Raw genomic sequence first — 20,439 nt, 5'->3', positions numbered from 1 at the left:
TCCCCTATCAAGCTTCAGAACGCAGCAGATGGCGTAGTTGATACGTGATGAACACCGCCATAATTAAAAACAGCACCACGGCAATGGCGGCGGAATAACCGAACCGGAAGTATTTAATCGACTGGTCATACATGAAATACGCCAATACCGTGGAGCTGTCATAAGGACCACCGCCGGTCATCACGGCAATCAGGTCGAAACTGCGCAGGGCGCCGATAACGGTTAAGGTGACGGACATGAAAGTGGCGGGACGTAGCTGAGGCAACACCACATGCCATAACAGCGACCATCCTTTGGCCCCTTCCAGTCGTCCGGCTTCGATGACTTCAGGGTTTATTCCCGTGAGGCTGGTGAGATATAAAATCATGCAAAAAGGGATTTGCGGCCACAGCGCGGCGAATATCACCCCGAAGGTGGCGTAGTGTTCATCCCCTAATACCGGGACGCCATGGCCGATAATCAGCTTTAACAGGCCGAAGCTCGGGTCAAAAAACCAGCTGAAGACTAATCCCACCACCACGCCGGACAGGACAAATGGCGCGAAGAACAGGGATTTGACCAAGCGTATTCCCCGCACCTTTTGGTTAAGGTAGAGAGCCAGCGCGAGGCCGATGGGCGGGGCCAGCATAAACAGCAGCAACCAGAGAAGGTTATTCTTGAGAGCGGTGTAAAATGTCTCTGTCTGGAATAGCTCCTGATAGTTGGCCAAGCCGACAAAGACCTTATCGGTGACGCCGTCCCAATTATAAAAACTGAGAAAGATGCTGCTGAAAATCGGATAGATGACATAGACGCTGAACACCAGCGCCGCCGGCAGGATAAACATAAACGCCGCCCGGCGGCGTCGCTGGGCCAGAACGGATAACACCGCTTTTTTCGCCATAAAGCATGCTCCTTATTTCAGCAAATCAACTTGGCGCCTACTGTACTTTGTATATCCGCTGCCGGGCCTTTTCCAACTGGGCCAATATTTCATCCATCTTGCCGGGGTCGGTATAAAAGCGCTGCATGCCCTTCATGCCTTCGTCCGCCATCTCCTTGGTCATATCCCGGTCGTAAAACTGGGCGATGCCGCCGGTGGTGGAAGACAGAATGTCGAATCCTTTTTGCGCAATGGAATCCAAGGGGACTTTCGCCATGTTATTCGCCGGCAGCGAACCAAAGGCTTTCGCCAATTGGGCATTGACCGTCGGGGTGCTGACAAAAGCCAGGAAACGGCGGGCATCCTTTTTATTTTTAGCTTTAGCCGGGATATTAAGGCACTCGGCGGAACCGTCTTCGGCAACGGGAATGGATTTATCCATAATGGGGAAGCGGAAATAGCCGGTATTTTGTTTTATTTCAGGCGGTATTCCGGCGGAGAAGAAGGTTCCCATCAACGTCATGGCCACCTGCCCTTGGTTAAATAGCGGCAGCGTCGAATCAAGGGAGTATGAGAGGGCATTGTCGATAAAATAGTGATTATCGATAAGCTTTTTCCATTCGGTATAAACGCGTTTAATACGAGGATCGGTATAGGGGATTTCTCCCTTCATGACCTTCATATGAAAATCGTAGCCGTTAAGGCGAAAATCCAGGTAATCAAACCATCCCGCCAGGGTCCATGAGTCTCGCCCGCCCACCAGAATCGGCGTAATCCCGGCCGCTTTGAGCTTTTGGCAGGCATCGAGAAACTCAACCCAGGTGGTGGGTTCCGCTTTAATGCCGGCTTTGGCGAACAGGTCTTTGCGGTAAAAGACTCCCCAGGAATAATAGTCGGTTGGAACGGCGTATTGTTTGCCGTTATAGGATGATGCGGTTTTTAACGACGTGAACTGTTTATCCCAGCCGTTGGCGGTCCAGTCGCCGGAAATATCTTCAAGCAAGCCGCGGCTGGCGTAATAGGCCATACGCTCGCCTTCGTGCCATTTGATAATGTCGGGGGCGACGGTGGTAAGCCAGGCGGGCAGTTGCACCTTATAGGTTTCTTCTTCTATAAACGCGGTTTTAACCGTCACATCGGGGTTGGCCCATTGAAAATCCTTGATAACGGATTCCCACACCGCCCGCTGATTAGCCCCTTTAAAGGCGATATTGACGTTGAGCGTACCGGCATTGGCCATCGCCGCCAGGGCCATTGATGCCCATAATAGGGAATAACGAAATACCTTCTTCATAGTGTCTCCTGAGGTGTTATTGCAGGTGCTGAACTGCACGACCATCAGCGGTAAAAAGATGGCAGTACTCCGCGGGAACTGACATCTGTATTGGGTCCGGGGGGCAGGCTGTGCTGTTTCCCTGCACCTTGGCCATGAGAGGAGCGCCTTTTTGATCTCCCTCGGGATCATTGAAATGCAAATAGGTTTGCTCCCCCAGGCGCTCCACCAGGGAAAGCGCGCGGGTTATTACCGAATCAGCGGGAGGTCCGGCGGTTGAATCCATGATGCAGAGATGCTCGGGCCTGATGCCCAGGGTGACCGGCTCCCCCGGCGTGAGATGGGTACCGGATTGCCGGGTCATGACAAATTCGCCCGATTGGCATAATTGGACCCTCACGCCCTGGTCCTTTATATCCGCTACCTGGGCGTCGAGAAAATTCATTTGCGGCGCACCGATAAAACCGGCGACAAACAGGCTATTGGGGCGGTGGTATAATTCCAGGGGTGCGCCAACCTGGGCAATACTTCCGGCTGTTTCCGCGGTTTTCCCGGTATTAAGCAATACGATTTTATCGGCGAGCGTCATGGCCTCTATTTGATCGTGCGTCACATAAACCGTGCTGGCATGATTAAAACGCGCGTGGATACGGGCAATTTCAAGGCGCGTTTTACCGCGCAGCGTGGCATCCAGGTTCGATAGGGGTTCGTCAAAAAGAAAAACGCCGGGTTCACGTACGATGGCGCGGCCAATGGCGACCCGCTGCCGCTGACCGCCGGACAAGGCTTTAGGCTTGCGATCCAGCAACGTGTCCAGTTGCAAAATCGCCGCGGCTTCTTTAACGCGCCGCTGAATCTCTTCCGGCGGCGTTTTCGCTATTTTAAGTCCAAAGCCGATATTTTCCGCCACGGTCATATGGGGGAACAGCGCATAGCTTTGAAAAACCATGGCCACGCCCCGCTGCGCCGGCGCTACGTCGTTAACGCGTTTGCCATCAATGGCTATCTCGCCGCTTGAGGGATCTTCCAGGCCGGCGATAATGCGCAACAGCGTAGATTTACCGCAGCCCGATGGGCCGAGGAACACGCAAAATTCGTGGTTTCCTATCGTCAGGTCCACATCGCGCAAGACCACGGGTCCGTTGTCCCCGAACGTTTTTGAGACGTTGCGTAACGTAATGGCGGCCATTGGCTCTCTCCTCAACCGTTAATGGTTTAACGTTAAATCAAGTGATATAATAAAAAATCGTTAGAGATCTCACTTTTGATTGATGGCCTGATCCCTGAGTGTGAACAATATGGCGACAATTAAACAGGTAGCGGCACGCGCCGGCGTCACGCCCACCACCGTGACCAACGTCCTGCGCGGCCGCGGCCGGGTGGGTGAAGCTACCCGAAAACGCGTGCTGGCGGCGGTTGCGGAGCAAGGTTATCGTCCGAATTTGAATGCGCGGGCCCTGGTGGAGCGCAAAGCTCCTACTCTCGCGCTCATGCTAGGCTGTATCACCAATCCCTTTTATCCGGAATTCGCCCTGCAGGCACAGCTTGCCGCCCGTCGTAACGGGCGCTTTTTGCTGGTATGCAATACGGATTATGAAAAAGACGGCGGACTGGCCTTTCTCGATGAGGTGGCGGGATCGCTGTCAGACGGCGTATTAGTGGCGAATACCGGTGAATTGGATATACGCCAGTTAAAAGACATGGAGGCACGGGGTGTGCCGGTGGTCATCAGCGGCTGGGAATTTCCTCACCGGCATCCGGGTATTCCCTGCGTGGCGTTTGATTCCGGACGCGCCGGCGAAATCGCGACACAGCACTTGATTTCACTGGGACATCAAAAAATCGGCGCCATTATCGCCAGTCCGTTGCACGGCATCCATGGAGGCCGATATAGGGGCTATCTGGCGGCGTTAAATAACGCCGGTCTGGAAAGTGATGAACGGTTCACCGCCGTGTGTATAGATTCCTTTGACGGAGGTTATGAAGCGGCGCACCAGCTGCTGGCCGCCAAACCCGATATTACGGCGTTGTTCGTGTCCAACGATTTACCCGCCCTGGGTGTATTGAGCGCGGCAGCGGATCTGCACATCAAAATACCGCAAACGTTGTCGGTGGTGAGCATTACCGACATTCAGCTTGCAGGCCAGTCACGCCCGACGTTAACCACTGTGGCGATACCCACGGCGGCGATGGCATCAAAGGGCATCGAACTGCTGCTGGAATTATTCAAACAACAGCCGGAACAGCCGCCGATGATCTGTATTCAAACATTGGAGTTAATCAAGCGGCAATCCACCGCCGAGCGGAAAAAACCTCCGGCGTCCATGCCCCGCCGGTTTCAGAAATAACGGGCGCGGAAACACTATCAACGTGGGGCGGAATTTATTCTCCTTTAACGTTATTAACTATTTCATAACATATAATCAACAATATATCCAGATATAAGCAGGCTTTCTTGTTTGAGTCAGAATATATTCAAAAAACTTATCAATTGGCAATACCGAATAGGGCATTACATTCAGGAACAATAAATGCTTATTATATTAATTACAAAATGTATCAAAATATTTCTTATGCGATTGGTTTTCGTAATAATATTTAATTTAGGGTTGTTATAAAAATAAAAATAACATTTAAACGTTTAACCGCATGGCGTATATCTTCTATGAATAGCATCTTATGTAAAGAATCGACTTTAAGTAAAATCTTATTGATAAAGAAAAATGAAAATGATGGTTGCTGAAAACCATTTATTATCAATAAGTTAAAATGAATCGTATCCTGGACTGCGCCAGGATTCGGAAAATTGCCAAAAATGATATAGATTGTATGGGAATAACTGGCGTCTTCGTTTCCGCTACACAATTATTTACGTGGAAATCCAAATGGATATTTCTTTAATATTAAAATGTATCTAATTATTTCAGAACCTTGCGCTAAAGCAGTTACTTACATTACTATCCTTCCAAGGATATTTTTTAGGAAGTTATAGCCGCGAATGGTTACTCAAAATAATTCCAGGCGTACTGAAATTTCAATTTCCCGACGATTTGTGTCAAAAGTTAATTTGGCTCTTTGCTATTTCCGTTTAATAGTGGAAGAGGATTAATGATGCCGAATCGCCCATTGACAAAAAAAATAGTCATTCTTGGTATTCCCCCCATCGATTTATTAAATATTGCCGGACCGATGGAGGCATTTCGCATCGCAAATACTCTTACGGAGAAGTTTTACCCCTATCAGGTGGAACTGGTTTCCGCCGGCCTGGATAAAGAAATCAAAAGCGAAACGGGTATCAGTGTGTTGGGTCACTCCGTGCTGTCGGACAAAAAATGGCGCGCGCCGAATATCGATACGCTGATCGTTACCACCAATATCGCCTCTTCCGGCCTGTATCCGGCAGAGACGATAGAATGGATGCGAACCCAGGCAAGCCGGGTACGGCGCATCTGCACCGTCTCGTCCGGCATTTTTGCGCTGGCGCAAACCGGCATCCTGGAAGGTAAACACGTTACCACCCATTGGCGCCTGATGGATGAATTCGCCAAACACCATCCCGGTGTGCATGTGGAGGAACAGCCGATATGGGTAAAGGACGGAAAAATCTATTCGTCCGCCGGGATGTCCGCCGGGATCGATCTGGCCCTGAATCTGATTGCCGACGATCATGGCGAGGCATTGGCGGGAGAGGTGACCAAGGAACTGGTGCTTTTTTTACGGCGGCCCGCCGATCAAGCCCAACTGAGTTTTTCCCTGCTGGCCCAATACTCAAACCATCGGAACATAAAAGCCCTGCAGCCCTGGATCCATGAACATCTCGCCCAGGAACTCACGGTTGATGTGCTGGCGGACCGGTTGGCCATGAGTCGCAGCACGCTCATAAGGATATTCAAACATGAGCTGAATACCACACCGGCAAAATATATTGAAAATATCCGCCTGGAAACAGCCCAGCGATTTTTGCAAATGACCTCGATGAATCTGGACAAGATTGCGATGAAATGCGGTTTTACCAGCGCGGACGTTTTCCGCCGCGTTTTTCAGCGCAATCTGGGCATCAGTCCCTTGGCCTACCGTGAGCAGCAAAGCAAACAGGGTTAGGATCCCCATGCCGCCAGCCTGGCGGGCTGACGCCACTTTGCCCTGCCCATCGGCGTCCCGAGTATAGGCATTACCGCCCTGAACCGTAGCGGGCGATCATATCAACAGGGTGATGGTCATTTCTTCCTGGTCGCTCGGCCAGCCCTGGCGGGTTTATGCCCTATCCGTTCATCAAAGGCCTGTGGTGTCGGCCTGCGCCAGCGGCAATGACGTCACCGTGCGCTTAACCAGGCGCAGGTTTTCCGCTTGCCTGATTTGCGCTAAATCCTCCCCCTGCAATTCCTGATTAATCCAGCCCGCGATATTCTGATAGGGGACAAAAATGCTTTGGTCCCTTTTCGGGTGGGTTGCGGTAAATACGCCGATAACGGCACCGTCCACACCGTAAACCGGTCCGCCGCTCATGCCCTGTATGCCGCCGGCGTCGGTAAGCCCCACCAGGCAACTGGTATTGGGTTTATCCCACCAGCCAAATTCCTTTAAGGTACCTGAGGACGATGTCGGCAAGGCGGTATAGGCATTATATCCGTAAAGATTTATATGTTCGCCCTTTACGGCGGATTCAACCCTGGGTAATGTCGCGCCTTTATTATCATGATAGATAATAGCGACGTCGCATAATGGATTATACGCTTTCACCTTCACCATCATTATTTTAGCAACATGCCCTGCGGTCAGACTGTAATGTTCCGTGAGCGGGAAGCTGGAGCCCACCGCGCCCGCCAATACGGGAATACCGATGAAATGGAAATCCGCCTTGGTGCTTGCCGTTTTATCCACATGATAATGGCCCACCCCGCTGCAACCGCAAAGTGCCAGCGCTGATATTAACATCAACCTTTTCATTTTTGCCTACTTGTAAAATAAATGCTTAAATAAATAGCGTGACAGCAGCTATTACATCTATGCCTTATTTCCGAATGACATATTCTGGAAATAGATATCGCAGAAATACTTATTTATTTACAAGTACGCCTGGATCCCCTTGGTGCTTCAATTTTCACAGCTGAATAAATAGGGGCTAATTAACCTATCAGTCGGTATTCACCGCATTCGCCTGTATTGGCCCTCATTAACACCATTAACCTGGATCCGCCAGTATCAATCGGCATTGGTCAACCAAAACCCTGTTACTATCTGATAAATAAGGCCGTTATCAGGCCGCCTTGCTGACGTCCCGAGACGTGTGGATTGATGAAAACCGGCTATCGGAAATATTCCCGACAGAATGAGGCTGCATAAACGACAGGCTATTTTTGCCATAACGGTGATGCCCTCTTCTGTGTAAATGGGCTGATTTCGTCAATCTCCGACTGCTCACAAACTTTATATGACGGTAAAAGCTATAAACCATTAGTATGTTAAGAAATAGATACGAAATAATTAAATTCATTTTATAAAGACCACTTTACCTGATTTTTTACACCACGCTTTATGGCCGGCCCGTTTTCACAAAGTGCCACCCTTATAGCGCAACTCAATTTCATGATTAACTAACATATTAATGTCATAAAAAGACTATGAAAGGCGACTTCATCATAAACCTCTTCGTTAATGTACTGTTTGTGAAAATAATGTTATTTAATTTTTAACTATGCTAGTTGAATAACGACCTTCAGCCGTAAGGCTGAGAAATAATATTTTTTGAGTGCGTGAGTATAATAATGATCTAGGAAAATTCCTATGTATCATTCTTACGACGATACAATCCTTTTTTTGATACTTTTTTAAACAGTCTTGTGGCGAGGGAAGTGCTGTGGGACAGGAAAAACGAGGGCGGATTTCCCGACGTGGCGCGGTTGAAACAGCGTTAATGCGACCGCTGCTTCCCCGAACGCCCATCGGGACATATCGATAAAAATCCCGGTAAAAATTGCGAAACCGATAACATCAGCGATATCGATAAAATCAGGGATACGGGGAATATCGGCAACGGCCGCTGATATTGATATTGCCGCAATCAGAGATTAACGGGGTTATTCCTGACTCATTCCCCACCGCTATCCGTTATCGCTTTCGGGCAGGGCCGACAGCAGCGCTTGGGTATAGGGATGCGCCGGGGCGGTGAAAATCTGTTGTCTATCGCCGGTTTCCACCCATCTTCCCCGGTACATTACGGCAATGCGCGGCGCCATATAACGCACAACGCGCAAATCATGGGAAATAAACAGATAAGCCAGCCCGTATTCCCGCTGTAGTCTGCGCAATAAATTGAGAATCTGCGCTTGTATCGACACGTCCAGGGCCGAAACCGGCTCGTCCAGGATCAGCAGGCGCGGGTTAAGGGCCAAGGCCCGGGCAATCCCGATGCGCTGGCGCTGGCCGCCGGATAACTCTGAGGGATAGCGGTGCGCAAGACCCGGGTTAAGTCCCACCTGGGCCATCAGCTCATAAATGCGCTCTTGCCGCCGGGCGCCGTGATGGGTGCGGTGCACGATGAGCGGCTCGGCGATGATATCAAATACCGTCATGCGTCGGTTAAGGGAGGCCAGGGGATCCTGGAACACAATCTGAAATTCGCTGCACAGCCTGGCATGATGGCGACGCTTTATGGCGGTAATCTCCTCGCCGTCGAACCATATCCGCCCGGAAGTCGGTGCCGTGAGCCCCACCAGCATCTTGCTGAGGGTGGATTTTCCGCAGCCCGACTCCCCCACCAGGCCGAGGGTTTCACCGGCGCGCAGCGTAAAGCTCACCCCGTCCACCGCGTTTACTCCGCCGCCGGAGCGGCCAAACCAGCCCGTGGCGGCGGGAAAATTTTTTTTAATGTCTTCCACCCGCAACAGCGGCGGTGAAGAGATTTTTTCCTTTATCGGACCTGCGATCACCGACATGTTGATTTCATTCCTTCGTCTGACGTGCGATCACTGACATGCTGAGGCTATTCCCGCGTTGGCCGGTTGGGACAGTTCATCGGCAAAATGACAGGCGCTCAAATGATCGGGTGTTTGCTGACCCGCCCGCAGGAGCGGCACTTCCGTGGCGCAGCGCGTGCGGTTAGCGCATAACCCGCAGCGTGGTCGGAAGGCGCACCCCGACGGCAAACGGGCAAAATCCGGCGGTTCGCCGGCGATGGCCTCAAGATCCCCCTCGACGTCGGTATCCAGGCCGGGAATACTGCCGAGCAAGGCGCGGGTATAAGGATGGCGCGGCGACCTGAACACGTTGTGTACCTGCCCCTGCTCCACAATGCGCCCGGCATACATGACCGCCACCCGGTGGGCATACTGCGCAACCAGCTGCATATCGTGGGTAATGAGCAGCAGCGCCGCGCCGGTCTGCTCGCAGGCGGCACGCATGCTTTTCATCACTTGGGCCTGCACGGTGACATCCAGGGCGGTGGTGGGCTCGTCGGCAATAATCAGCCGGGGATGATTCACCAGCGCGATGGCTATCAATACCCGCTGGCACATCCCCCCCGACAGCTGGTGTGGATGGCGATGCATAATGTCCGCGCCCCGGCTGATACCCGCCAGGGCCAGCGCCTGTTCCGCCCGGCTTTCGCGCTGGGCCCGGGTCAGGGAGGGCTGATGGCGGGAGAGGCTTTCGGTAAGCTGCCGGCCGACGGTCATCACCGGATTGAGGGATGACATGGGATCCTGGAAAATCATGGCGATTTCATCGCCGTTCAGCCGCTCGCGGCTGTGGGAATCCAGGGTCAGCAGGTCGCGGCCGTTAAACAGTATGCCGCCGCCGGTCACGGATACCCTGGGCGGCAGCAGCGACATCAGCGACAGTGCCGTCAACGTCTTGCCCGACCCCGATTCACCGACGATACACAGGGTTTCCCCGCGCGCCACGGTGAAGGACACATCGGTAACGATCCGCCGGTTGCCGCCTTTTCTTTCGATTTGTATGTTCAGCCCCTTGACGTCCAGCAGCGGCGCTTGCGGCGGGGTGAGATCATGACCAGGCATGGGTTGTCCCCGCAGGATCCAGTGCTTTATGCATGGCGTCGCCAAGCAGGTTAAGTCCCAGCACCAGTAACATTAACAGCAAACCCGGCACCACCGCGTAGAGCGGCGCGACGGTCAGGTAGTCCCGGCTGCTGCTGAGCATCGTTCCCCAGGAGGCGGCCGGCGGCCTGATGCCCAGGCCGATAAAAGAGAGGGACGCCTCGAGTAAAACCCCGTGGCCGGCCGCCGAGGCCAGTTGCGTAATCACCCCGCCGATACTGTTGGGCATGACGTGGCGCAGCATGATGCGCCACAGGCCGCTGCCCTGCACCACCGCCGCGTTAACATAGTCGAGTTCCCGTTCACGCAGTACCGAGGCGCGCATCAGACGGGCGAAAAGAGGAAGATTAACAAAGGCCACCGCAATACAAATTTGTATCAGCCCCGGCCCGAGGATAGCCACGGTAATCACCCCCAGCAAGATGCCGGGATAAGCCAGCAGAATATCGCAGGCGCGCATCAGCAGGGTATCCACTATCCGGCTCCCCATGCCGGAAATCAGCCCGACGATAATCCCGAGGCCGGCGCCGGCGGCGACGCTGGCGAACCCCACCAGCAGCGAAATGCGCGCGCCGAACAGCACGCGGCTAAGCAGATCCCGTGACAATTCGTCGGTGCCCAGGGGATGGCCCGCCGTGGCCGCCGCCAGCCGCAGCCCGGCGAACTGGGTATCGGGACCGCAGGGCGCCAGCCAGGGCGCCAGTACCGCCGCCAGGGTGATCAGCGCGACCACGGCAAAACCGAACAGGCCGGACGGTTTGGAGAGCACGGCTTTTATCAGCCTGAACCGGCGGCGTTGCTGCCGGGCGCCGGCGGGCTCCATGGCTGCCGCACTCATCAATGATGACTCCGTACCAGGCGGATACGCGGGTCGATAGCGCCGTATAACATATCCACCACCAGATTGAGCAGCAGGAAAAACAGCACCAGGATGATCAATATCCCCTGCACCATGCCGTAATCGCGGTTGATAATGGATTGCACCAGCAGGCGGCCGATGCCCGGCCAGGCGAATACCGACTCGATTACCACGGCGCCGCCCAGCATGCGGCCCAGCAGAATGCCGGTCATGGTCACGATAGGCAACAGGGAATTACGCAATACGTGCCCGTAGATAAGTGTCCGGTGGCGGAGCCCCTTGGCGCGGGCGGTACGAATGTATGCCTCGCCAAGAGTGTCTATCACCGCATTGCGCGTCGAGCGCATCAGCACCGCCGCCCCATGCAGCCCGAGAGTCAATGTCGGCAGCACCAGCGAGCACAAAAAGCCGGCCACTGATTCATCAGTGCGGATAAGCCCTCCCGGCGGCAGCCAGCCAAGCTTCACCGCGAACACCAGTATCCCCAGCATACCGAACCAGAAACTGGGGGTCGCCACCGCCAGGGATGAAAACAGCGATGCCGCCCAATCGATGGTTTTACCCTCGCCAAGGCCGGCGGCCAGCCCAAAAGGAACGCCAACGGCCAGGGCGGTCAGCAGCGACGTGACGGCGATCAGCAGCGAATACGGCAGGCGGCTGAAAATCAGCTCGCTATTATCCCGGTGATAGATGTAAGAAACGCCGAAGTCGCCCCGGGCCATATGCTTAAGCCAGGCGATGTATTGTACCGGCAGCGAACGGTCCAGGCCGTACTCTGCCCTGATGCGTTGCACATCCGCCGGGGCGGCGTCCGGTCCGGCAATGATATCCGCCGGGTCACCCGGCATGGCGCGCACCACCGCAAACACGATAACGCTTGAAATCAGCAGTACCGGAATCCACTGGAGGATTCGTCGTATCAAATAGGCTGCCATTAAAGACCCCTCAGGGTTAAAGGACGTTACTTCTCGAGTTTCACATCCGTCAGGATCGGCATGCCGTCGAGATTGAACCGCAGGCCGCTAAGACCTTTGGCGGAGGCCCATAATACCGGCAGCGTCGCCACCGGCAGCACCCAGTTTTCCTTGAGCATAAAACTGTCGATGCGCTGCCATGCCTGGTCGGTATCCGGTCCGGACGAACGGCTGGTGACCAGGGCGATGTCGTCGGCATACTGTGGCGAGGAGATTTGCGCCGGATTATCACGGGTGCGAAAGATTACCGCCGACAGCAGGATGGTGGACGGACCTCGACCGGCACGGCCATAGACATGGGCGGCCAGTTGGAAATCCCCTTTGCGGAAGCGGGAAATATAGGCGGCCTCGGACATTTCGACGATATTGGCTTTCAGGCCGATATCCTGCAGCGCGCTTTGCAGCACCTGCGCCATGGCGCCGATTTGCGGCTCCGACTGGCTGCGGGACATAATTGAAATCTCGGCGCCGGCCGCGCCGGCCTGGGCAATCAGCTCCTTGGCCCGGGCCGGATCGTAGGCGCAGTCCTTCTCGTGCCCGGCGGCTTCCCGATGGCTGTACCGCGGCCAGGGCAGACATTTCACCAGCGAGGACGGACCGGCGATATCATGGGCGATGCGCGCGCGATCCAGCGCCAGGCCGATGGCTTGCCGCACTTCGGGCTTATCCAGGGGCGGGGCCTCGGTATTAAAGGTGATATCCAGGACCCGGCCTTCGGCGGTGGCGGCACCGGTGGCAAAACCGGCCGCCGAGAGCTGTCCCGCGGCTTCCCGGTCTAGGGAAGGCAGAAAATCCACCGCGCCGGCGCTCATTTGCATCACGCCGGACTGCTGATCGGGAATGATTTTGATGATGATTTTCTTCAGCGTCGGTTTGCCGCCCCAATAGGCATCATTACGCACAAAAACCGCGTCCTGCCCCGGTTCGTAGCTGCCGAGCTTAAACGGGCCGGTGCCGTTGCCGTCGGTTTTGATGTTTTTAGGCTGACTGCCGTCGATGATAAAGGCCAAATCCAGTAAATCGAATACCGCGTCTGATGCGCCGTCAAAATGCAGAATAACGGTATCGTCATCAGGGGTGTCGATACTTTTGATCATTTTCGCCAGCGGCAGGATATTGGCGCCGTTGGCGGGATCTTTGGCGTAGTTCAGGCTGAACGCCACATCCTGTGCGGTCAAGGGCTTGCCGTTATGAAAGGTGACGCCCTTGTGCAGTTTGAAGGTCATGGTTTTGCCGTCGTCGGAACGGTTCCAGGATTGGGCAAGTTCGGCATGGGGCTTGCCGTCGGCATCCAGCGCGATGAGGGTGTTATACAGCAGGCGCGTCAGGACAAAGGTGCCCATGCGCAGTTCGGTGGGATCAAACGAGGTGATATCGGCGCTTTGTCCGATGACCAGTTGGTCGCGTTCGGCGGCAAAGAGCTTCAGACTTCCCGGCCCCAGGGTTATCAACAACGGCAGGATAAACACAACGGCATGGGCCCAGCGGCCGAACCTCTTCAATCTCATACATTCCCTCATGGCGCTTTGTGATGTGATCAACATCAAAGCCGATATTTGATCAAACTTTTACTTTGCTTAGTTCGAATACTATTGAATAGTAGCGACATATAAAAGAAAATAAGATCACAATTCATATACTTTGATCAAATATGGTTATGCGGAAATTAGATATAGAAAACAAAACCAGCGAAACCGAGATCACCGACCGGCTCCGTGACGCCATTATCAATCGTCAGGAATTCGACGCCGGCGCGCCGCTGCGTATCGATGCCCTGGCGACGCGTTTCGGCGTTTCCCATATGCCGATACGCGCGGCGCTGCACCGGCTGGAAAGCGAGGGACTCATCGTCACCCAGCCGAACAAGGGCGCGCGGGTGGTGGCGGTGGATGAGAACTTTGTCGCGCAGTTGCTGGATATCCGCATCGTCATAGAAAGCTATCTGGCCCGGCGCGCCGCCGAACGCATGACGCCGCAGAATCTCGCCCAGCTGGAAATCCTGCGGGCGCGGCATGAGGAGGCGGTGGCCCGAGGGGACGCCTCCCTGGCGCTGTTGGCAAACCGGGATTTTCACGCCGCTATCCATCACATTGCCGATAATCGCGACGCCAATCTTATTCTGGAGCGGCATTGGCGGCTGATTCGCGCGCTGTGGCGGCGCTACGGCTATGAATCCGGCCGTTTTGCCGGGGTGGTGGCGGACCATAGGCTACTGCTGGCGGCGTTTACCGCCGGCGACAGCGAATCGGCGGCGGCGGTCACCGCGGCCCATACCGCGCGCGCGAAGCTGGTATTGCTTAACAGAATGCGGGTTGGCGCCCTTTCATCCGACCCACAACCTTCCGGGGAGCAACATGACTATTCGCCGCAATAAGGATTATCGCGATAATGGCCGCATTGAGGCGCTGGAACTGCTTCATTGTCCGGTGACGGAGAAAACCACCTGGTCGTTTATCAAGCTGCGTTTGTCCGACGGCATGACGGGATGGGGAGAAGCCAGCTGGGTGCGTCATCCGGCGGCCCTCGACGTTTATCATGCCCTCGCCCGGGAGCGGCTGCTGGGACAGGATTGGACCGGGTTAACCGAATACCTTTCAGGTGACACTGTCACGTTACAGCAGGCGGCAATCTGGAGCGCACTTGACCAGGCAATGTGGGACATTCGCGGCCAAAGGCGCGGATGTCCTTCATCGGCGCTCACCGGTAGTCTCCATCACGAGTGCGTTCCCCTTTACGCCAACATTAACCGCAGCATTACCGACCGTTCCGAACCGGGCTTTATGCTGGCGGGGCAAAAAGCCGTCGCCGCCGGGTTTAACCGCATTAAAATCGCGCCGTTTGACGGGCTGACGCCGGAAAACCTCCGTTCCCCCCAGGGGGTGAAACTGATGGAGCTGGGGCTGTCCAGGGTGGCGGCCACCCGGGCAGGCATCGGCGCCGCCGATCTGTATGTTGACTGCCACTGGCGATTCGATGCGCAATCCGCCTCGGCGGTAATGAAAGAGCTATCGGCGCTGGGGGTGAGCTGGTTTGAATGCCCGCTGCCGGAAACGTCGGAAAACATCCCCGCCCTGAAAAGGCTGCGCGGTCAAGCCAACGGGCTGGGCATGCGGCTGGCCGGACTGGAAGAACTCATCAGTCCGGCATTATTCACCCCCTGGCTTGCCGCCGGGGCCTATGACGTGGTGATGCCGGATGTCAAATATGCTCGGGGTATCAGCGGCGTGCTTGCGGTGGCGTCCCTGGCCGCCGCATACGGCATCGGCTGCGCGCCGCACAATCCCAGCGGACCGATTTGCCATGCCGCCAGCTTGGTGGCCTGCGCCGTCAGTGAGACCATTGATCTGCTTGAGCATCAATTTGATGAAACGCCGGCCTTCTGGCAGATGATCGATGATGATTTCCCCCGTCCCCGCAACGGCGAAAGCCTGTTGCCCTCCGCCTGGGGATTGGGAACACCGCTGCGGCTGCCGCCGGTTTAGCCCGAGGCCATGTCCTGGAAAATCAGGCTTCAGCAAATCCTCGCGCTGAAAGACAAGATTTACGGTGCGTGGGACAGGGGGCAAGACGATCGGGAGGATTTATCCGGCGGTGTTAAGCCCGGCGTTTGTCGCGGTTGGCTTAGCGATCCGCGCCGCCGGCCGGAAAAGGATAGCCGGATTGAACAATATCCATCAGTTCTTTCATATAGGATGCCACCGACATTTTTACCACCGCCGGGAAAAAAATTTGCGGCGGGGAGAGAATATCAATGACATGGCAATGAGAGAGCTTTGCCGGATCCACTTCCGAGGCCGGGAGCAACGCGGCGGCTTCAAGTCCGGAGTCCAGCCAGTCGAGAATAACGCCGGGCTGGGAAATATTCATAATGATTTTAGGATTAACGCCCCCTTTACGAAAATGATCGGTAATTAATTCGTAAGTTCCGGTATCTCTGGACCGACGCAATAATACCAGTGGAAATTCTCCGATGGATAAAAAGGGGATGGGACCGGCAGGTATTTCCGGCAATAATTTTTTATTAATAACCGCCACAAGTCCGATGGGAGCAAAAGAAACGCAATCATAACCTTCGCTATGAGAGGGTTTTTGAATCAGGGCGATATCAATCAGGCCATTTTGCAGCAACGATTCAAGATTACTGGAATCAGAAACGGAAACGCTCATTTCCACGTTTGGATTAAGCCGATGCAGCTTCAGGATCAAGGGCTTGAAATAAGACTGGAACAGGTGGGTAAGCCCAATGCGCAGCAGGCGGCTATCCCTGTTCTTGATAAGGATTAATTCGCGTTTGGTATCTTCAACCTCGCGTAAAATGGCACAGGCATTTTTATAAAGATGATATCCGGACTCGGTAGGTTCCAGTCTTCTGCCATTACGCAAAAATAAGGGAACGTTAAGTTCTTCTTCCAATTCCTGTATACGTTTACTCAACGGGGGTTGCGCCATATTTAATATACGTGCGGCCTGGCTGATAGTCCCTTGTTCAAAGATAACGCAAAAATACTTCAACCTTTTAAGATCCGTAAATACCTCCTTGATTAGGTTAAAATTAAACGCACCTCAAGATAGTGACGCATATCATCCTTTAGTCAAAGAAAATAACCGTTTTGGTATGAGATATATTATCAAAATGGTATTCGCTGAATTTTTAAAATAGGCGTATTTTTCCTATCAAATTCCATTTACCCTAAATAATTCGAGTTGCAGGAAGGCGGCAACGCAGCGAATCTCCAGGAGCTTACTCAAGTAAGTGACTGGGGTGAGCGAGGAAAGCCAACGCACCTGCAACTTGAAGTATGACGGGTATAATACTTGCCCTGTAGGGAAAAGATATGTCTACTAAAAAATCTCATGCCGATATAAACCCGGTACACGACCTGCGTTCCGCGCTTGCGCTGCTGAAAACCCTGCCCAATGAGCTGGTCACCACCGAGGTGGAAGTCGATCCCAACGCCGAACTGTCAGGGGTCTACCGCTATGTCGGCGCCGGCGGTACGTGTATGCGACCTACCCGCAAAAACGGGCCGGCCATGGTGTTCAATAAGATCAAGGGCTTTGATGATATCAGCGTCGCCATCGGCCTGGTGGGCTCCCGTAAGCGTGTGGGACAATTTTTAGGCTGCGCCCCGGAAAAACTCGGCTTTTTATTGAGAGATTCGGTCCATACGCCTATTGCGCCCATCACTATCGACGCCAAGGGCGCCCCCTGTCAGGAAGTAGTCCATTTAGCCACCGATGCCGGCTTCGATTTGCGCGCGCTGCTGCCGGCGCCCACCAATACCGAAGAAGATGCCGGCCCCTATGTGACCATGGGCCTGTGCTACGCGTCCGACCCTGACACCGGTGAATCGGATATCACCATCCACCGTCTTTGCGTGCAAAGCCGCGACGAACTCTCCATGTGGCTGACGCCCGGGCGTCATATCGATGCCTTCCGACAAAAGGCCGAAGCCGCGGGTAAACCCTTGGCTATCTCCATCAGCATCGGCGTGGATCCCGCTATTGAAATCGCCGCCTGTTTTGAGCCGCCGACAACGCCGCTGGGTTTTAACGAGCTGAGCATCGCGGGGTCCCTTCGCGGACGCGCGGTGGAAATGGTCCAGTGTAAAACCATCAATGAGCGTTGTATTGCCCATGCCGAGATTGTGATTGAAGGCGAATTACTGCCGAACGTGCGGTTGCGTGAAGATCAAAACACCCATACCGGCAAAGCGATGCCTGAATTCCCCGGCTATACCGGCGGCGCGAAAGCGGCCCTGCCGGTTATCAAGGTGAAAGCGGTCACCCATCGCCTGCATCCCATCTGGCGCACCACCATCGGCCCGGGTGAAGAGCATGTGAATATGGCGGGTATCCCCACGGAAGCCAGTATCCTCGATTTGGTTAACCGCGCCATGCCGGGTAAATTACTCAACGTCTTCGCGCACTCCGCGGGCGGCGGCAAACTGCTGGCCGTGATGCAATTTAAAAAATCAGCCGCGGTTGACGAAGGGCGTCAGCGCCAGGCCGGCCTGCTGGCCTTTGCCGCCTTCCCGGAATTGAAACATGTGATTTTAGTGGATGAAGACGTGGACATTTTTGACAGCGATGACGTGATGTGGGCCATGCAAACCCGCTATCAAGGGGATGTGGATACGGTCTTTATTCCAGGCGTACGCTGCCATCCCCTCGACCCGTCGCAGGTCCCGGCATACAGCCCCAGCATTTTGCAAGAAGGCATGTCCTGCAAGACCATTTTTGATTGCACGGTCCCCTTTAGCATGAAATCGCAGTTTGAACGTTCCCGCTTTAAAGATGTGGATGTCAAACGGTTCCTGCCGGACTTTGAGTAAGGGATAGCATGATTTCACGGCGCATTATCATCGGCATAAGCGGGGCATCAGGTTTCAAGTATGGAGTCAAAGCCCTTGAACTGTTGAAGGGGCTGGTTCTGGAAGTGCATCTGGTTGTCTCCCGGGGGGCGGAGAAAACCTGCTGACTGGAAACCGATTATCGGATGGAAGACGTCATTTCCCTGGCGGATAAGGTCCACCCCATTGATAATCTCGGCGCTTCTATCGCCAGCGGATCTTTCCATACGCTCGGTATGCCGGGGATCGAAGTGAAAAATCAGCCCCGTTGGGGTGATGGCGATAGGACAACAATACCCCAAGGCGAACCGGCGGATGATTAATTTTAAGGATTTGGAATGTTAATTGGACCTTATGTAAACGGGGCGGCGGTAGTGATTGGCGGCCTGGTGGGCGCCTTTCTCGGCACCCGATTGCCTGAACGCATTCGTTCGGCCTTGCCGATGACCTTCGGCCTGTGTTCCATGGGCCTGGGTATTATGCTTATCGTCAAGGTGAAATATATGCCCGCGGTGGTGCTGGCCATGGTCATCGGCGCCATGCTGGGGGAACTTTTCTTCGTCGAAAGAGGCATCGGCAAAGCGGCGGGTTATACCCGGGGCATCGTGGATAAATTCCTGCCGCCGGCCCAGGGTTTGACCCATCAGGAATTTATGGATAAATTCGTGGCCATCGTGGTGCTGTTTTGCGCCAGCGGCACCGGTGTCTTCGGCGCCATGCATGAAGGCATGACCGGGGATCCCTCCATCTTGTATATCAAGACCGTGCTGGACCTATTCACCTCGGCCATTTTCGCGACAATACTGGGTTACGCGGTGGTGGTCATCGCCATCCCGCAGTTGGCTATCCAGCTCGCGTTGGCTACGCTTGCCGCATTTATCCTGCCGATGACCACCCCTGATATGATGTCGGACTTTTCCGCCGCGGGCGGCCTTATCATGCTGGCGACCGGCCTGCGGATTTGCGGTATCAAGCTGTTCCCGGTGGCCAATATGCTGCCCGGGCTGTTCTTAATCATGCCGTTCTCCTATCTCTGGGCGACGTATATCGCCTGAAAATACCCTTCCGACAATACCTCTTCTTGTGATGAGAACCACAGAATCCTCCTTGAACCCCACTATAATTGTTCTATCAGACGATATTAAGTTCTACCAGATAGAACAATTGGAGTTTCATGATGGCAAAAAAAGAGGAAAACGCGCCGCAGCTTTTGGGCGTCACCCCCAGCGGCGTGGATGTCATCGACAGGGCCGTAGCCCTGCTTTTTGCCTTTAAAAAGCAGGATCGCTCATTAACCTTGACCGAACTCTCCAAACGTACCGGCTTGTACAAAAGCACGGTCCTTCGGCTTGCCGCCGCGCTCTGCCATCACCGGCTGATGATCCGTCTGGAAGACGGTCGGTTCAGCCTGGGTTCCGCCACCTTCTCCCTGGGCACCCACTACCTCGCCAACCTGAATCTAAGCGACGTGCTGCTGCCGTTGATGCGCGAATTAAATGAACAGATTGGTGAAACCGTCTCTTTCCACATCCGCGAAGGAGACCATCGCCTGTGCCTGTTTCGCATCAATTCGCAGTTTTCCGTGCGGGTCAACGTCCAGCAAGGTGACGTACAGGCATTGGATCGCGGTGCCGGCGGCCGGATCCTGCTGGCATTTTCCGGCGAACCCGGCGAACTCTATGACCGCGTGCGCAACGTCTATACCTACGCCTCGGTGGGCGAACGTGATGAACAAACCTCGGGGATATCGGCGCCGGTGTTCGGTTCAGATCAAAAACTCATCGGCGCGGTGGGTATTGTCGCGCCGGTGAGCCGTTTGGATATGGCGCTGATGGCGCAGTATCGCCCGGCGCTGCTTGATATCGCGGCCCGGGCCACAGAGCGATTAGGAGGAGACGGGGCGCCCATGCTGGCCGCGATATAGACCCTTATTACTACGTGCTTAGGCGGTTGGAGTTCGGTACAGAGCGAAGTGGTATCCACGCCGTTGTTAAGTGAAACGACATAACCTTGGAAAATTGCCATCGATAGTTGTGAAGCAATGCCTGACTCTGGCACAGC

Annotated in this window: 17 protein-coding genes and 2 pseudogenes; 9 read left to right on the top strand and 10 right to left on the bottom strand. The window is 54.5% G+C overall.

All coding sequences use genetic code 11. The features are described from left to right. Positions 1-7 precede the first annotated feature (7 nt). From HB631_RS01870 to HB631_RS01860, 3 genes are read right to left on the bottom strand one after another with little or no spacing between them, the layout of a single operon-like run. Positions 8-883 carry a sugar ABC transporter permease gene (locus tag HB631_RS01870; protein ID WP_213989453.1) on the bottom strand — a complete coding sequence of 292 codons (876 nt, stop codon included), beginning with the start codon at positions 881-883 and terminating at the stop codon, positions 8-10. A gap of 37 nt (positions 884-920) precedes the next feature. Beyond that, positions 921-2,156, bottom strand: a complete 1,236-nt coding sequence (locus tag HB631_RS01865; protein ID WP_213989452.1) for an extracellular solute-binding protein — start codon at positions 2,154-2,156, stop codon at positions 921-923. Between the two features lie 16 nt (positions 2,157-2,172). Beyond that, a complete protein-coding gene (locus HB631_RS01860; protein ID WP_213989451.1) occupies positions 2,173-3,324 on the bottom strand; it encodes an ATP-binding cassette domain-containing protein in 1,152 nt (383 codons plus the stop codon). Between the two features lie 109 nt (positions 3,325-3,433). Between HB631_RS01860 and HB631_RS01855 the strand changes: the two genes are divergently transcribed. Both HB631_RS01855 and HB631_RS01850 read left to right on the top strand, forming a co-directional pair. Next, entirely contained in the window at positions 3,434-4,483 is a 1,050-nt protein-coding gene (locus tag HB631_RS01855; RefSeq protein WP_213989450.1) for a LacI family DNA-binding transcriptional regulator, read from the top strand. A gap of 760 nt (positions 4,484-5,243) precedes the next feature. Further along, the gene (locus HB631_RS01850) at positions 5,244-6,236 is read left to right on the top strand and encodes a helix-turn-helix domain-containing protein (RefSeq protein WP_213989449.1); all 993 of its coding nucleotides are present in this window, start codon (positions 5,244-5,246) and stop codon (positions 6,234-6,236) included. 171 nt (positions 6,237-6,407) lie between these two features. On the opposite strand, the gene HB631_RS01845 is transcribed toward HB631_RS01850, so the two are convergent. Beyond that, the gene (locus HB631_RS01845; RefSeq protein WP_213989448.1) at positions 6,408-7,070 is read right to left on the bottom strand and encodes a trypsin-like peptidase domain-containing protein; all 663 of its coding nucleotides are present in this window, start codon (positions 7,068-7,070) and stop codon (positions 6,408-6,410) included. Positions 7,071-7,987: 917 nt separating this feature from the next. Between HB631_RS01845 and HB631_RS01840 the strand changes: the two are divergent. Beyond that, positions 7,988-8,050, top strand: a pseudogene (locus HB631_RS01840) (Rdx family protein); the annotation flags it as partial. A 186-nt stretch (positions 8,051-8,236) separates the two neighbouring features. Here HB631_RS01840 and HB631_RS01835 read toward each other — a convergent pair. From HB631_RS01835 to HB631_RS01815, 5 genes are read right to left on the bottom strand one after another with little or no spacing between them, the layout of a single operon-like run. Then, a complete protein-coding gene (locus HB631_RS01835; protein WP_213989695.1) occupies positions 8,237-9,070 on the bottom strand; it encodes an ATP-binding cassette domain-containing protein in 834 nt (277 codons plus the stop codon). 30 nt (positions 9,071-9,100) lie between these two features. Further along, positions 9,101-10,153 (bottom strand): ABC transporter ATP-binding protein, encoded by a 1,053-nt coding sequence (locus tag HB631_RS01830; protein ID WP_213989447.1) that lies wholly within the window; start codon positions 10,151-10,153, stop codon positions 9,101-9,103. Next, entirely contained in the window at positions 10,140-11,030 is an 891-nt protein-coding gene (locus HB631_RS01825) for an ABC transporter permease (RefSeq protein WP_213989446.1), read from the bottom strand. Before HB631_RS01825 ends, HB631_RS01830 begins: the two co-directional genes overlap by 14 nt. Further along, positions 11,030-11,986, bottom strand: coding sequence for an ABC transporter permease (locus HB631_RS01820; RefSeq protein ID WP_213989445.1), 957 nt, complete (start codon positions 11,984-11,986; stop codon positions 11,030-11,032). The genes HB631_RS01825 and HB631_RS01820 overlap by 1 nt, the downstream gene beginning before the upstream one ends. Before the next feature lie 26 nt (positions 11,987-12,012). Further along, the gene (locus HB631_RS01815; protein WP_213989444.1) at positions 12,013-13,533 is read right to left on the bottom strand and encodes an ABC transporter substrate-binding protein; all 1,521 of its coding nucleotides are present in this window, start codon (positions 13,531-13,533) and stop codon (positions 12,013-12,015) included. Between the two features lie 149 nt (positions 13,534-13,682). On the opposite strand from HB631_RS01815, the gene HB631_RS01810 reads away from it, so the two are divergent. Together HB631_RS01810 and HB631_RS01805 are read left to right on the top strand one after the other, a co-directional pair. After that, complete coding sequence (locus HB631_RS01810; RefSeq protein ID WP_213989443.1) at positions 13,683-14,399, top strand: GntR family transcriptional regulator; 717 nt, start codon at positions 13,683-13,685, stop codon at positions 14,397-14,399. Then, on the top strand, positions 14,380-15,507 hold the full coding sequence (locus HB631_RS01805; protein ID WP_213989442.1) for an enolase C-terminal domain-like protein: 1,128 nt from the start codon (positions 14,380-14,382) through the stop codon (positions 15,505-15,507). Before HB631_RS01810 ends, HB631_RS01805 begins: the two co-directional genes overlap by 20 nt. A gap of 139 nt (positions 15,508-15,646) precedes the next feature. Here the strand turns inward: HB631_RS01805 and HB631_RS01800 are convergent, their stop codons facing one another. Continuing rightward, positions 15,647-16,567 carry a LysR family transcriptional regulator gene (locus HB631_RS01800; protein ID WP_345945684.1) on the bottom strand — a complete coding sequence of 307 codons (921 nt, stop codon included), beginning with the start codon at positions 16,565-16,567 and terminating at the stop codon, positions 15,647-15,649. A 293-nt stretch (positions 16,568-16,860) separates the two neighbouring features. Between HB631_RS01800 and HB631_RS01795 the strand changes: the two genes are divergently transcribed. The 4 genes and pseudogenes from HB631_RS01795 to HB631_RS01780 all read left to right on the top strand — a co-directional run bounded on the left by HB631_RS01795 (position 16,861) and on the right by HB631_RS01780 (position 20,302). Next, on the top strand, positions 16,861-18,360 hold the full coding sequence (locus tag HB631_RS01795; RefSeq protein WP_213989441.1) for a UbiD family decarboxylase: 1,500 nt from the start codon (positions 16,861-16,863) through the stop codon (positions 18,358-18,360). A gap of 8 nt (positions 18,361-18,368) precedes the next feature. After that, a pseudogene (locus HB631_RS01790) lies at positions 18,369-18,617 on the top strand (flavoprotein); the annotation flags it as partial. 99 nt (positions 18,618-18,716) lie between these two features. Beyond that, positions 18,717-19,433 carry a DUF554 domain-containing protein gene (locus HB631_RS01785; protein WP_213989440.1) on the top strand — a complete coding sequence of 239 codons (717 nt, stop codon included), beginning with the start codon at positions 18,717-18,719 and terminating at the stop codon, positions 19,431-19,433. Between the two features lie 119 nt (positions 19,434-19,552). Then, a complete protein-coding gene (locus HB631_RS01780; RefSeq protein ID WP_213989439.1) occupies positions 19,553-20,302 on the top strand; it encodes an IclR family transcriptional regulator in 750 nt (249 codons plus the stop codon). Positions 20,303-20,439 lie beyond the last annotated feature (137 nt).

This window comes from Sodalis sp. dw_96 (genome assembly GCF_018449575.1).
GTDB lineage: Bacteria > Pseudomonadota > Gammaproteobacteria > Enterobacterales > Enterobacteriaceae > Acerihabitans.
The sequence above is the reverse complement of the archived record's forward strand: the minus strand, read 5'-3'. Positions and strand labels throughout refer to the sequence as shown.

Coding starts and splice junctions, on each gene's coding strand:
- HB631_RS01865 (WP_213989452.1), bottom strand. CDS start 2,156: ATGAAGAAGGTATTTCGTTATTCCCTATTATGGGCATCAATGGCCCTG.
- HB631_RS01845 (WP_213989448.1), bottom strand. CDS start 7,070: ATGTTAATATCAGCGCTGGCACTTTGCGGTTGCAGCGGGGTGGGCCAT.
- HB631_RS01860 (WP_213989451.1), bottom strand. CDS start 3,324: ATGGCCGCCATTACGTTACGCAACGTCTCAAAAACGTTCGGGGACAAC.
- HB631_RS01855 (WP_213989450.1), top strand. CDS start 3,434: ATGGCGACAATTAAACAGGTAGCGGCACGCGCCGGCGTCACGCCCACC.
- HB631_RS01815 (WP_213989444.1), bottom strand. CDS start 13,533: ATGAGATTGAAGAGGTTCGGCCGCTGGGCCCATGCCGTTGTGTTTATC.
- HB631_RS01870 (WP_213989453.1), bottom strand. CDS start 883: ATGGCGAAAAAAGCGGTGTTATCCGTTCTGGCCCAGCGACGCCGCCGG.
- HB631_RS01785 (WP_213989440.1), top strand. CDS start 18,717: ATGTTAATTGGACCTTATGTAAACGGGGCGGCGGTAGTGATTGGCGGC.
- HB631_RS01825 (WP_213989446.1), bottom strand. CDS start 11,030: ATGAGTGCGGCAGCCATGGAGCCCGCCGGCGCCCGGCAGCAACGCCGC.
- HB631_RS01850 (WP_213989449.1), top strand. CDS start 5,244: ATGATGCCGAATCGCCCATTGACAAAAAAAATAGTCATTCTTGGTATT.
- HB631_RS01830 (WP_213989447.1), bottom strand. CDS start 10,153: ATGCCTGGTCATGATCTCACCCCGCCGCAAGCGCCGCTGCTGGACGTC.
- HB631_RS01820 (WP_213989445.1), bottom strand. CDS start 11,986: ATGGCAGCCTATTTGATACGACGAATCCTCCAGTGGATTCCGGTACTG.
- HB631_RS01835 (WP_213989695.1), bottom strand. CDS start 9,070: ATGTCGGTGATCGCAGGTCCGATAAAGGAAAAAATCTCTTCACCGCCG.
- HB631_RS01805 (WP_213989442.1), top strand. CDS start 14,380: ATGACTATTCGCCGCAATAAGGATTATCGCGATAATGGCCGCATTGAG.
- HB631_RS01780 (WP_213989439.1), top strand. CDS start 19,553: ATGATGGCAAAAAAAGAGGAAAACGCGCCGCAGCTTTTGGGCGTCACC.
- HB631_RS01810 (WP_213989443.1), top strand. CDS start 13,683: ATGCGGAAATTAGATATAGAAAACAAAACCAGCGAAACCGAGATCACC.
- HB631_RS01795 (WP_213989441.1), top strand. CDS start 16,861: ATGTCTACTAAAAAATCTCATGCCGATATAAACCCGGTACACGACCTG.